The 13,740-nt window shown below is 38.4% G+C and carries 11 protein-coding genes; all 11 read left to right on the top strand.

The features are described from left to right. The first annotated feature begins 110 nt into the window (after positions 1–110). The 11 genes from DIS06_RS04840 (at position 111) to DIS06_RS04790 (ending at position 13,733) form a co-directional block, all read left to right on the top strand. Positions 111–1,220, top strand: coding sequence for a DegT/DnrJ/EryC1/StrS family aminotransferase (locus DIS06_RS04840; protein WP_110112111.1), 1,110 nt, complete (start codon positions 111–113; stop codon positions 1,218–1,220). A gap of 5 nt (positions 1,221–1,225) precedes the next feature. After that, entirely contained in the window at positions 1,226–2,263 is a 1,038-nt protein-coding gene (neuB, locus tag DIS06_RS04835; RefSeq protein WP_110112110.1) for an N-acetylneuraminate synthase, read from the top strand. Next, positions 2,256–3,410 carry a UDP-N-acetylglucosamine 2-epimerase gene (neuC, locus tag DIS06_RS04830; RefSeq protein WP_110112109.1) on the top strand — a complete coding sequence of 385 codons (1,155 nt, stop codon included), beginning with the start codon at positions 2,256–2,258 and terminating at the stop codon, positions 3,408–3,410. Before neuB ends, neuC begins: the two co-directional genes overlap by 8 nt. A 5-nt stretch (positions 3,411–3,415) precedes the next feature. Continuing rightward, positions 3,416–4,126, top strand: a complete 711-nt coding sequence (locus DIS06_RS04825) for an acylneuraminate cytidylyltransferase family protein (protein ID WP_110112108.1) — start codon at positions 3,416–3,418, stop codon at positions 4,124–4,126. Positions 4,127–4,162: 36 nt separating this feature from the next. Further along, the gene (locus DIS06_RS04820) at positions 4,163–5,614 is read left to right on the top strand and encodes a capsular polysaccharide export protein, LipB/KpsS family (protein WP_110112107.1); all 1,452 of its coding nucleotides are present in this window, start codon (positions 4,163–4,165) and stop codon (positions 5,612–5,614) included. Positions 5,615–5,628: 14 nt separating this feature from the next. Then, positions 5,629–7,095 carry a CDP-glycerol glycerophosphotransferase family protein gene (locus tag DIS06_RS04815; RefSeq protein ID WP_110112106.1) on the top strand — a complete coding sequence of 489 codons (1,467 nt, stop codon included), beginning with the start codon at positions 5,629–5,631 and terminating at the stop codon, positions 7,093–7,095. A 73-nt stretch (positions 7,096–7,168) separates the two neighbouring features. Continuing rightward, entirely contained in the window at positions 7,169–8,134 is a 966-nt protein-coding gene (locus tag DIS06_RS04810) for a Gfo/Idh/MocA family oxidoreductase (protein ID WP_110112105.1), read from the top strand. Positions 8,135–8,150: 16 nt separating this feature from the next. Further along, entirely contained in the window at positions 8,151–9,611 is a 1,461-nt protein-coding gene (locus tag DIS06_RS04805; protein WP_110112104.1) for a capsular polysaccharide export protein, LipB/KpsS family, read from the top strand. Between the two features lie 14 nt (positions 9,612–9,625). Then, positions 9,626–10,573: a Gfo/Idh/MocA family protein gene (locus DIS06_RS04800; protein ID WP_110112103.1), complete on the top strand. Its 948-nt coding sequence runs from the start codon at positions 9,626–9,628 to the stop codon at positions 10,571–10,573. A 183-nt stretch (positions 10,574–10,756) separates the two neighbouring features. Beyond that, positions 10,757–11,773, top strand: a complete 1,017-nt coding sequence (locus DIS06_RS04795; protein ID WP_110112102.1) for a TAXI family TRAP transporter solute-binding subunit — start codon at positions 10,757–10,759, stop codon at positions 11,771–11,773. 16 nt (positions 11,774–11,789) lie between these two features. Continuing rightward, a complete protein-coding gene (locus tag DIS06_RS04790) occupies positions 11,790–13,733 on the top strand; it encodes a TRAP transporter permease (protein ID WP_343287484.1) in 1,944 nt (647 codons plus the stop codon). The last annotated feature ends 7 nt before the right edge of the window (positions 13,734–13,740 follow it).

Here is a 13,740-nt window from a genome sequence, read left to right as displayed (position 1 = left end):
CGACCTGCGATGTGAAAAAGCACGCCTATCAAAAAAATGCATATGATGAACCATGCGTAGGCTTTGGCCTAATCACGTTCAGACAACTATGTAAGGGAGAATCAACTAAGATGAATATACCATTGTCTAAGCCTGATATAACGGATTTGGAAATAAAATATGTGATGGACGTCTTACAATCTGGCAATTTAAGTCTTGGAAAGAATGTCAGAGCATTTGAGAAAAAATTTGAAGACTTTTTAGGTGTGTCGTATGCAGTAGGAATGAACAGCGGTACGAGTGCACTTCACGTAGCAGTGAAAGCGTTAGGCTTACAAGCAGGAGATGAAGTCATAACGTCACCGTACAGCTTTGTCGCCTCTAGTAACTCATTATTATTTGAAGGGGTAACACCTGTGTTTGTTGACGTTCACCCTGATACAACGGTCATGAATGAAGATTTAATTGAAGCAGCGATTACCGATAAAACAAAAGCGATTCTTGTTGTTCATATTTTCGGACATCCGTGCAACATGGATAAGGTAATGGACATCGCGCGTAAATATAACTTAAAAGTGATTGAAGATGCATGCGAAGCCCTTGGAGCGACTTGGAATGGTCAATATACAGGGACATTTGGGGATGTGAGTGTATTTGCTTTTTATCCGAATAAGCAAATTACTACAGGTGAAGGCGGTATGCTGGTGACAAACGATCAACATATATACGAAATGGCAGCAAGCCTTCGTAACCAAGGGCGTAGTGTGAAAAATGAATGGCTTGTTCATGAACGACTAGGCTATAATTACCGACTATCTGATGTGCACGCCGCTATCGGTGTTGCCCAAATGGAACGATTACAAGACATCCTTTCAAAACGCGAGCGCGCGGCGATGCGCTATCATGCGATGATTCAAGAAAAAAACATTCCCGTAACCTATTTACACTGTCATCCTTTGGCGACAATTAGCTGGTTTGTGTATCCGGTTTTAGTTCCGGCACAGATGAGTCGTGATGATGTGATGGCAAAGCTTGCTGAAAAAGGCATTCAAACAAAGCCGTATTTTCCATCCATTCACCTTCAATCGTTTTATCAAGATTTATTACACACCAAACCAGGCGACTTCAAGGTGAGTGAAATGCTGGGGCGACAATCACTTGCCTTGCCATTCTTTAATGACATCACGATGGAAGAACAAACGTATGTAATGGAAACGCTTCTGTCCATCTTAAAGGGGTAAAGACGATGACAACACCATCTTTTATTCAACAAAACGGTTCAACGTTTGTGATTGCAGAAATCGGTGTGAATCATAATGGCTCGATGAAGTTAGCTAAACAATTGATTGATGGAGCGGTGTATGCGGGGGCAGATGCGGTGAAGTTTCAAATGTTTCACGCAGATGAACTAACAACTGCACAAGCCGATTTAGCGGACTATCAGAAAAAAACGAATGAAGGTACCCAATATGAGATGCTCAAAAAGCTAGAGCTTTCCGCTACTGAATTTGCTGAATTAAAAGCGTATTGTGATCAACAAAACATTTTGTTTTTAGCTACACCTTTTGATAGCCGAAGTGTCGATTATCTTGATCAGCTTGGGATGAGCTTGTTTAAAGTGGGAAGTGGAGATTTAACGAATTTTCCACTCTTAAAGCAAATTGTGCAAACGGGTAAACCTATTATCCTTTCAACAGGCATGTCTACGCTCGCAGAAATTGATCAAACACTCTCCTATGTTACATCTCTCAATCCGACCGTTTCCGTGAGTATTCTACATTGTACATCCAGCTATCCTGCACCAGAATCACAGCTCAATTTACGCGTCATTCCTGAATATATGAAACGCTATCCTTATCCAATCGGTTATTCTGATCATTCGGTGGGCATTCATATTCCGATTGCTGCTACTGCATTAGGTGCGCAAATGATTGAAAAGCACATTACATTAGATCAATCATTACCTGGTCCTGATCATGCTGCGTCGATTACCGTTGAAGAGTGTAAAAGAATGATTCAGTGCATTCGTTTAACAGAACAATCTCTCGGTACAGGACAAAAAGAATTAACTGAGAACGAAAAAGCCATTAAACCGTTAGTGCGCCGAGGGCTTTATGTGAAAGACGACGTACCGAGTGGGACGATTTTAGCCGAACACCATCTTATTGCGCTTCGTCCACTGGCTGACATTGAAGCGAATCGACTAGAAGAGGTCATTGGAAAGGTTGTAAAAGTTGATAAAAAGAAACATGAACCTCTTCAATGGAGCGACTTTCATGAGTAGTAAAAAGGTTTTATGTGTAACCGGTACAAGAGCAGATTACGGCATTTATCGACCACTTTTACTAGAGATGGAGAAAAGTAGCGACTTTAACCTTTCCTTAATCGTCACAGGCATGCATGTAGTAAAAGAGTATGGTGAAACGATTGAATATATTAAGAGTGACTCGTTACACATCGTTGCTACACCTCCTATTTTAACAAAGGGAGACGATCACCTGTCCATGGCACAGTCGTTAGGGCTTGGTGTTTTATACTTTTCCACAGTGTTAGCGGCGGAACAGCCAGATTTTTTACTAGTGTTAGGTGACCGAGGTGAGATGCTTGCAGCGGCATCTGCTGCTCATTATTTAAACATTCCAATCGTTCATTTTCATGGTGGTGAAGTGAGTGGCTCAGCTGATGATGCAATTCGCCACGCAATCACAAAGCTTGCTCACCTTCACTTCGTTTCATCTGTAAAGTCCAAACAAACCCTTTTAAAGCTAGGAGAAGAAGAGTGGCGCATTCACAAGATTGGTAGTCTTCGTAAAACAGAGATTGAGCAAGTAAAGCAGATGTCAACTCTTCAAAAGCAAGCATTACGTGAAAAATACAGCCTGCCGTCAAATGAGGTGTTTCTATTAGTTGCTTTTCATCCAGATTCACGTGATGACGTACCTCTTCAAAAACAGGTGCATACTTTGTTGGAAGCGTTAGAGGAAATGACGGAACCAATTTTATTTATTGGAGCGAATAGCGATGCAGGTGGGATGTATTTTAATGAGAAAATGGAGCAGTTTTGTGTGAAGTATCCTTCTCGTGCTTTCTTTTATCCGTCCGTTCCTCAAGAAGAGTATTTGTTTCTTTTACAAGAAGCAGATGCGCTCATTGGTAATTCGAGTAGTGGCTTAATTGAAGCTCCGTTTTTTCATCTTCCTTATGTGTTAATTGGTAACCGTCAGAAAGGAAGAGAGAGAGGGAGTAATGTGATAGAAACTAGTTACAACAAGCAGCAAATCGTAGCGGCTATTCAAAAACGAAGCGAACGGAAAAAACAAGAGAATATCAATCCTTACGATGTGCTAAATTGTCCAGAAAAACAAGTGTTAGCGGTATTGCAGCAATCCTTCAATCATTGGACATTAATTAATAAAAAAGTAGGTGAGTAGACAGCATGTACAAAGGAAAAAAAGTAATCGCCCTCATCCCAGCAAGAGGTGGAAGCAAAGGCATTCCATATAAAAATATTCAACTACTTGGAGCAAAGCCACTCATTGCCTGGACAATCGAGCTTGCCAAATCAATGCCTGAGATTGATAAAGTGGTCGTGTCAACCGATGACTTGAACATTTCCATTGTGTCGCAATATTACGGAGCTGATGTAGTAGAGCGTCCACAAGACATAGCGGGAGATCACGCGATGGCAATTGATGCAGTGAAGCATACGATTGACACATTAGCTTCCGAAGGAGATGTGTACGACATTCTTGTTTACTTACAACCAACTTCTCCTTTTCGTTCAAAAGAAGACATTGTGCAATGTTTAGAATTACTTGTTTCCAGTGGAGAGTATACATCAGTTGCCACCTTTTCAGAAGCAGACTTGAATCCTATGAGAGCGTGGAAGAGGAAGGGTGGAAAGATGGTTCAATTCGTAGATGACGCCAATCCATTTTTGCCTCGTCAGCAACTTCCAGAAGCCTATCAATTAAATGGAGCCGTCTACGTATTTTACACAAATACGATTCATGAAAAGCAAGAAACCTTTGTCGGAAGCAATCCAGGCGGTATTATGATGCCGAGTGATCGATCGTTGGATATTGATGAAGAGATTGATTTATTACTAGCGGAGCTGATGATGTCACAAATGAAACATATTAGATAAACGAATTAGCATAATTTCAGGTTTAGGAGGTTAAATATGTTCGGTGAAAATGAAGTGAACAATTATCATGTGTTGAAATATTCGTTATTACAGGATTTCTTTTCGTGTTTTTCCGGTATTGAAGCGTTTGGCATACCGTTTGCTCCTAGTTTAACAGTTCAATTTCTAAATCATATTCAGCCATTCGTTGATGAAAACTTAAATGATTTATTGCTGATTCGAAGGTTAAGGAAGAAAAAAGACTTTAAAACGATGGGAGATATTAATAGAAAGTTAGTAGAATTTGATCATATTACACCAGTTGTGCTTAAAAAAGATCCGTCGTCTATCTTGATGGCAAGCGAGTATCTACCATTCGCTGAAGATCAACTTAAAGAGTACAATGTCACATTGTACGGATCGAAGCGAAATGATTCCACAAAATTAAAACAATATATCTTTAAAGAAGAGATTGTGAAAAGTAAGAATCAGCATATATTGAAGGAGCAAGAGTCTTTAAAAAAGCAAATCGTTCAACAACTTAAGAGGCTATCCAATCATTACTATTTTAAAGAAGACTCCTTTCAACAATGGTTGTTAAAAGTAGATATCAGTGTAGTTAAGTGGGTGTATATAATCAAAGAATTAGTAGTAAACACAAAGCCTTCGATCATTATTGTGCCATCAGAAGCTAGTCAGTATGGGGCCATTCTAGGTTTAATCGCCAGTAAGTATCAAATTCCCTTTGTCAATATGCCACTTTTAACCATTGCGGATCATATTCTTATTCCATCTAGAGCGACGCACTATTTTGTTTGGGGAGATCATCAAAAGAGTTGGTTGTTACAGAGGGGAGTGAAGGAAAATCACATTTTTTTAACGGGTAATGTTAAGTTTAGTTATGATTCAACTGTAGCAACTCAGTCAAAAGAACTGTTTTTAAAAGAATTTAATTTATCTGAGACGGACTACTTGGTTGGTTTTACATCACAATCTTTTATTGATACAAATGATCAAATTGAACATTGGATTTTATCGTTACCTGCCGATTTATCAATTAAGGTCATCATTAAAAAGCATCCAAACGACCCATATGACTATTTTCAAGCGAGAAGACAAAAAAACATTGTTGTACTGCCCGATGACTATCCTCTTTTTTCCTTTTTGCATCACATAGACGGTCTAATGACCATTTCGTCAACGACAGCATTTGAAGCTGCTTTATTGAAGAAGCCGTTATTTATCTTACAGCCTTCTATTCCTTATCACTATAAGTTATGCCACAATTCAAACCATACATTTTTTGCAACAAATCAAGCAGGCGGAATAATTTCGAATAAAGATGAATTTGTGGAGAGTATGCGAAAGCTATCGTCAGGGTCGACATATGAATTATCTATTAAACAGAGAACGGCTCAATTTTTAAAGAAAAATCTATTGAATACAAAGAAAACGCCAAGTGTCGTAAAAAGGTGTATCCAAAAAATTATATCTGAAAACAAACAATAGGGGGGAACTTATAGATGTATGGTGAGAACGAAGTAAATGATTATCATCTCCTTAAATATTCGTTAGTGTATGATTTTTTTTTACGTTTCTCTTCAATTAAACTTTACGGATTACCTATTGCGCAATGTATATTGTTACGATTTTTAGGGCATATCCAGCCATATGTAGATGAAAACTTGTCAAACGTTGCGCTTATTCGAAAGTTGCGGAGGCAAAACCGGTTTCAAACGATGGGGGATATTAATGAACAACTTCTCTCATTTGAGGATATTCCTTCCGTTTCAATGGTTAAAAATCGAAAGTCGATTTTACTAGCTGACGAGTATAGCAACCTTGCTAGAGATCAATTCATAGGTTATCATGTCACATTATTTGGCGTCAGAGATAAAGATTGTTATCAACATTTACCTCAAGAATTTTCTAGTTATATCTTTCGAGATGAGATTTTAAAAGTACTTCCTGGAGACGTGCAACTTGAACGTCAAGAACTAATAAAGCAAATAACACAAAAATTACAAAGTTTAAAAAATCACCCTTATTTTGGCACAGAAGAGTTTCAAAGTTGGTTTCCTAAAGCGGCTTTAAGTGTGATCAAATGGGTGTATATTTTAGAAAAGCTCATTCATCAAACAAAGCCCTCTATTATTGTGATTCCTTCAGAAGCTAGTCTTTTTGGCGCAATCTTTGGTTTGTTAGCTAAAAAGTATCAAATTCCGTATGTAAACGCGCCTGTTGTCACAATAGGAGATCAAGTTCTCATCCCATCTCGTGCTAACTACTACTTAGTTTGGGGCGGCAATCAAAAACAATGGTTAATGGACCGAAAAATTCATCCTACGAAGATTATGGAAGTAGGGAATAGTGGTTTCTTTTATGAGAAAAAGGAAGCGACACAATCTAAAGAAGTGTTTCGTCATACACTGAATATTCCACAAGAGCATCTTATTATAGGTTTTACTTCCCAACCATTTTTTGAGACGAATAATCAAATTGAACGATGGATACAAGCGTTACCTTCTAATCTATCAGTCACCATCGTCCTTAAAAAGCATCGAAATGATCAATATGAGTATGCAGGATTAAAGTCAAATAAAAGAGTGAAAATCTTACCAAGTAGTTATCCATTATATGATGTTTTACATCACGTTGATGTGCTAATGACAATCGGTTCAACGACCGCGTTTGAAGCGGCAATAATAGGAAAGCCACTTCTTATTCTCCAGCCAATCATTCCGTATCACTACAAACTTAGCCATAATGAGCTAAATGCCCACTTAGCGAAAGCAAAGGCGGGGGGAGTTGTTAAAAATGAAAAGGAACTGTATGAACAAGTCAATCGACTGATTACACAACCATCGTACTTAAATGAGTTAATGGAGCTACGTGACACATTTTTAGAAAATACATTTGTAACGCAAACAAATGCTCCTGCTTTATTAAGAACTCATATTAAACAAATTATTATGCGTCATTCTCAGTAAACACTTATTCTAGTGTGACGTACTTTAAAATGTATGGACGAAACAGAGACGATAAAAACAATTGAGGTGACATATGTTTAACGTTTGTATTATAGGTGGAGGGAATATTGGATACCGTCATTTTGAAGGACTGTTAAAAGCGAATGTACCACTTCGTATTTATGTCGTAGATCCGAATCAAGAAGCATTAAATAAGCTGAAAAATTATTTTGAGGAGAGTGAGACAAAAGATAAAACGTGTTATTTAGTGGAGCATATTGAATCTCTTCCTTCTAATCTCGATTTAGCTATTATAGCGACTAATTCTAAAGTTCGGTTACACGTCACAAAAGAATTAATGAAGAATCGAGTGGTTTCATTTATTGTTCTCGAGAAGGTCTTATTTCAAAAAGAAAGTGATTATGAAGAGATGTCCACTCTTTTAGAAGAACATCACGTCAAAGGATGTTGGGTGAATTGTCCGTTACGGACGTTTCCGTTCTTTCAAACGCTGAAAGAAAAAATAGGTGAACAAATTATTACGTATAAAGTTGATTATCGACAATTTGGCATCGGTTGTAATTCCATTCATCAACTAGATTTGTTTTCGTATCTGACCAATAGTAGTGAGATGATCGTTACTATTAATCAACTAGAAGAAGTGATTGAAAGTAAACGTCATGGCTATTTAGAAGTGCTTGGTACATTAAATGTTGTAAACGACAAAGGGAATGAACTTGTTATTTCTTCGCATAAAACGTCAAGTGAAACGTACGTACTAAAGATCTATCTTAAAGATGAAGTGTGGACAATTTATCCGTTATTAGAAACAGTGGAAGTTGAATGTTTAAGGACAGGAGAAATCAAGACCAACTCGATTCATTATCCAAAACAAAGTGAGTTGACAACTATGTTAGCTACTACGATTCTCTTAAATCAAACGTGTGACCTTCCAAACTATGAGTTCTCCAAGAAGCTACATTTACTCTTCATTCGTCAACTAAACCACTTTTTCTCAAGTCAGTTACATCAACAAATAACAGAATGTCCAATTACTTAAAAAGGAGAATAATTTAATGTTTGGAGAAATTGAAGCTGATGATAATCATGTGCTTCGTTATTCGTTGCTCTATGATTTTTTTCAATGTTTTTCAGATGTTACGCTCTACGGACTACCGATTGCACAATGTCTAGCTCCACACTTTCTTGTTCATATTCAATCATTCGTTGATTATAATCGTTCAGACACAGCAACGATTAACAAACTACGTATAAAGCATTCGTTCTTTACAATGGGTGATATCACAGAAAAACTAGTATCCATTGAGCGTATTAAGCCTGTGACTTTAAAGAAAAGTAAAACATCGCTATTATTATCTGATGGCTATGAGCGTTTTGCGTCCGAGCACTTAAAAGAGTATGACGTAACTTTATATACAACCAAGTATGAAAAAAAACTGATTCAATCTACACCTCGCCTGTCGTATTACATGCTTCAAAGTGAGATAAACGCCATACGAGGAAATCAAAAGATGAGAAAACAAGAAGCGCAACTTGCAGAAGATTTAAAGAAGCAACTTGCGAAATGTTCAACGCATTACTATTTTAAAAAGAAAGCCTTTCAAACATGGTTGTTTGCAACGTACAAAAAAAGTATTTTATGGATTTATGTGCTAGAAAAGTTAATATTAAGAGCGAAACCATCTTTGATTGTTGTGTCATCAGAAGCGAGTATATACGGGACGGTGTTGAGCCTTCTGTCGAAGAAATATCAGATTACATTGGTGAATATTCCGCTCGTCGCGATTGGTGATCGGACACTTATTCCAGCTCGAGCGAATTATTATTTTGCGTGGGGTCCGTTTCAAAAACAATGGTTACTAGAACGAAACATAAAAGAAAACATGATTGTGGAAACTGGAAACCTTTACTTTTATTATCAACAAGCAAAACCAACATGTACAAAGGCGATGTTCTACCGCACATTAAACATCCCAACTAATCATCGGATCATTACGTTTACCACCCAGCCATTGCCACAAGCAAACCGAAAGATTGAGCAGTGGGTGAAAAATGTTTCCACTCTTTTACCTGTCACATTCATTATAAAAAAACATCGTAGTGACCGACATGACTATTCGCTAATTAAAGATGAAAAAAATGTACGGATATTGAAAAGTGATTACCCTTTATATACCGCTTTACATTACAGTGATTGCGTCATGACAGTTGCTTCGACAACAGGGTTTGAAGCCGTATTGTTAGGGAAGCCACTTCTGATTTTACAGCCATCTATACCGTACCATCACGTATTAAACAGCAACGATAGTATGGCGTTTTTTGTTAAAACGCGAGCTGGAGAACGAATTAAGAATGACACACAAATGAAAGAGGTCGTAAAGAAAATAGTGGCCAGTAATGAGTACGTCGAGGAGCTAAAGGAACGAGGAAGAAAATTTATTGAACAGACCATTTTAACGGTGGATGACGCTCCTTTATTAGTGAAAAAGCATATTGAAGATATTTTATCGAAGTAAAGGGAGATGAAAAGGTGGGGATTCTTCTAGTCGGAGCAGGAAGTATGGGAATAGCGTATGCAAGCGTATTAAAAAGCTTGAACGTATCATTTGATGTGTTCACACGCAGCGAAAATACGGCTTTACAGTTTGAAAAGAATACAGAAAAAAAAGCATATTTTGGCGAGTTACCATCACTCTTACAGAATAACCATTATAAAAAAGCTATTGTTGCCATTGATGTAGCGTATTTAAAAGACGTCACAAAGATATTGTTAGCGCACGGAATGAAGGAAGTATTAATAGAAAAGCCAGGCGCGATGAATGAAGCGGAGTTACAAGATCTCCAACAAGCAGCGAACTCAGTAAAAGCGGGTGTTTGGATTGGCTATAACCGTCGATTCTATGATTCTGTTCAGACGTTGCAAACGTTCATAACGGAAGATAATCCAATTAAGTCAATTCACTTTACATTCACTGAATTAAGCAAGCGAATTGAGCAACTTCACAACTCGGATGAATTGAAGAGCAATTGGCTATTTGCAAACTCATCTCATGTGATTGATTTAGCATTTTATTTAGCAGGACAGCCAACGTCTTTTCATGCGTTTACATCAGATGCATTACCATGGCATCCCGATGGTGCAATTTTCTCAGGAGCAGGGGTAACGGAAAAAGCCGTATTGTTTAGTTATCACGCGAATTGGAAAGCCCCAGGACGGTGGGGAGTTGAAGTAATGACAGATGATTACACGTTTATTCTTCAACCACTTGAAAAACTGTATAAAATGGAGCACGGTTCGTTTCAATTACAAGAAGTCCCACTTCAAGGAACCGACGACGTGACATTCAAACCAGGTCTTTTTAAACAAGTTCAAGCATTTTTAACAACAAAGAATGGATTAATAACAGTAGAGGAGCAACTCCTACACGCACAAACCATTTATGAAAAAATAAAAAAAGGTCACCAAAGCAGCTCATGAATGATATCAGATGAGCTGTTTTATTTTTCTACTACTTTTTTTAAAATTGTAGCGAGAAAACAGGAAAAATCTATTAATTTGTAAAAAATTTAGAATATTTGTTTAAAAATAAACAGGTCTCATGTATACTTGTAATACAATTATATATTTAAAGCGCTTACATAAACGGAGAGGGGGAATAAAATGAAGACAAAACGATTAGTAGGATTGCTCGTACTAGTATCGACATTATTGTTGACCACTGCATGTAGCATGGGAGTCGCAAATGGCTCAAAGCGTACCTTTATCAGTGTAGCAACTGCTTCGACAGGGGGAACGTATTATCCTATTGGAGTTGGATTAGGTAACGTCTGGACAGAGCTTTTATACGATGAAGGCATTAAAGCAAACGGTCAATCTTCAGCAGGTTCCATTGAAAATATTCATCTATTAAACAACGATGAAGCACAAGTGGCCATTTTACAAGGACTAATTACCTCCCAAGCGTATGAGGGACAAGGAGCATTCGAAGGAAAACCGTACAAAGATTTGCGTACCATTTCAATGCTTTGGCCAAATGTGGAACATTTTGTCTTAATGAATAACAAAAAAGACACAGGGACCATTTCAGACATTGAAGGACATTCGTTTTCAGTGGGCCCACAAGCAAGTGGAACAGAAGCGTCAACACTTGTGATGATGGAAGGGTTAAGGTTAACGAAGAAAAACATTACACCTGAATATTTAGGGTACGATGATACGATTTCGGCGATGCGTGACGGTCGTTTAGACGGTGGATCACTTCCAGCGGGTGTTCCAGTTGGCGCGATTACCGATATGTATGCAAGTAATGTGAAAGCATCGGTTTTAGACGTGACAGATGAACAACTAGAAGCTATTAACAGCGTATCAAATAGTTGGTACCGTTTTACGATTCCAGCTGGTACGTATCCAAAAGTAGATCACGATATTCAAACAATCGCACAACCTAACTTACTTGCAACATCAAAAGAAATTGATGCTGAGATTATTTATAAGTTAACAAAAGCGATGTATGAAAACTTAGACAAAGTATATGAAGTACATAAATCAGCTCATAACATTAAGCTTGAAACGGCATTAGACGGACTATCGGTTCCACTTCATGAGGGCGCGTATAAATACTTTAAAGAAGCTGGACTTGATATTCCTGAAGAGTTAGTGCCACCAGAAGTTAAATAGGAAGGAGATGAAACTGATGAACGAACCGAAACAAGTAGAAATAGAGCCAATTAGTCCGACTCGAACACTCACGGGCATGTCAAAAATACTTGCGATTAGCATTGCTGTTGTGTTATCCCTTTTTACCGTCTCAGTAAACGGACTGATGAACATTCAAGAAATCTACCGAAACATTATCTTCTTAGGCTTTTTACTCGTCCTCACGTATTTACTCTATCCAGCACGTAAAAAGTCCGTTTCAAAAGGTGTTGGAGTCACTGATTATTTGTTTGCTCTATTATCCATTGCGGGTTCTGTGTATATTTATTTTCAATATACGACGATTCACGTTGAACGTGGATCGGTTGCAGTTAGTACAGACTATGTATTCGCAGTGATTTTGATTTTAATGCTGTTAGAAGCAGGACGTCGTACCATTGGGTTGTTTATTCCGCTTCTAGCTGCGTCTGCAATGGTTTATGCATTGTTTGGGCCATATTTTCCGGGATTGTTTGGACATGCTGGCTTTTCCATTGAACGATTTTTATATCGCATGTACATGACAACAGAAGGGATCTTTGGTATCACTCTTTCCATTGCATCGACCTATATCATTATTTTTATTTTGTTTGGTGCATTTTTAAATGCAAGTGGTGCATCAAAATTATTTAATGATTTAGCGATGGCCATTGCCGGTCGAACACGTGGAGGTCCTGCGCAAGTAGCGGTTATCTCTAGTGCGATGACAGGTTCATTAAACGGAAGTGCAGTGGCAAACGTTGCGACAACAGGTGCATTTACGATTCCTTTAATGAAAAGCATTGGGTTAAAGCCACGGTTTGCTGCAGCGGTTGAAGCAGCAGCATCAACAGGTGGAATGGTGATGCCGCCCATTATGGGAGCAGCCGCGTTTATTATGGCTGGGTTTTTAGGTGTTCCGTTCTCGGTCGTTATTTTAGCGGCGATTATTCCAAGTATTTTATATTATGCTTCCCTAATCATTGCCATTGATTTAGAAGCAAAAAAACAAGGATTAAAGGGGATTAGTAAAGAAAATATACCTAAGGTGATGGCGGTATTAAAGGAACGGGGAATTCTTTTATTACCAATTATCATCGTCTTTGGAACGTTACTTGCCGGTAAAACACCTTTATTTGCAGGATTTGCAGGGATTTTCGCTGTCATGATTGCAAGCTGGCTGACGTTAGATAAAACGAATCGTATTACATGGAGAAAAATGATTGTTGCACTTGAAGAAGGAGCAAGAGGCGGTATTCAAGTCGGAATCGCTTGCGCATCCATTGGTATTTTAATTGCGGTGGTAACGATGACGGGTCTTGGAAATGCGATTGCCTATAACGTGTTAGCGCTATCAGGTGGAAATTTAGCCGTTCTTCTTGTTCTCATTATGATTACGTGTATTGTGCTTAGTATGGGCTTACCGTCAACCGCACTTTATATTGTCGTTGCTGTTACAGCAGCACCAGCACTTGTAGAAGCAGGTGTGAATCCAGTAGCTGCACACTTTTTCGTATTCTGGTTTGGAGCGATGTCAAACATTACACCACCAGTTGCACTTGCATCCTATACTGCAGCGGGGATAGCGGGAGCGGATGCAATGAAAACGTCATGGACAGCACTTAAGTTAACACTACCAGCTTTCATTATTCCATTTATGATTGCTTACAATCCAGTGATGATTATGCAGCCGGCTGCTGGGGAAACAGTCGAGGTGCTAGCCGTCATACTAGCGTTTGCTACAGCGCTATTAGGAGTGTTTGCGATGGCAGTGGCAATTAACAATTTCTTTTCAACAAAATTGTCAATCGTTGAACGAGTTGTCTTTTTTGTCACATCACTTTTATTGATCCACCCTGGTGGTGTAACCGATATCATTGGGGTATCATTACTCGGCATTTTCTTAGCGAGTCACATTGTGAAGTCAAAGAAACAAGTTTCATCAGCAAACGAAGCGTTTTAACAGTGGG

Source organism: Bacillus sp. CGMCC 1.16541, assembly GCF_003184905.1.
Lineage (GTDB): Bacteria > Bacillota > Bacilli > Bacillales > Bacillaceae_H > Priestia.
This window is presented reverse-complemented; position numbering and strand designations above follow the sequence as displayed.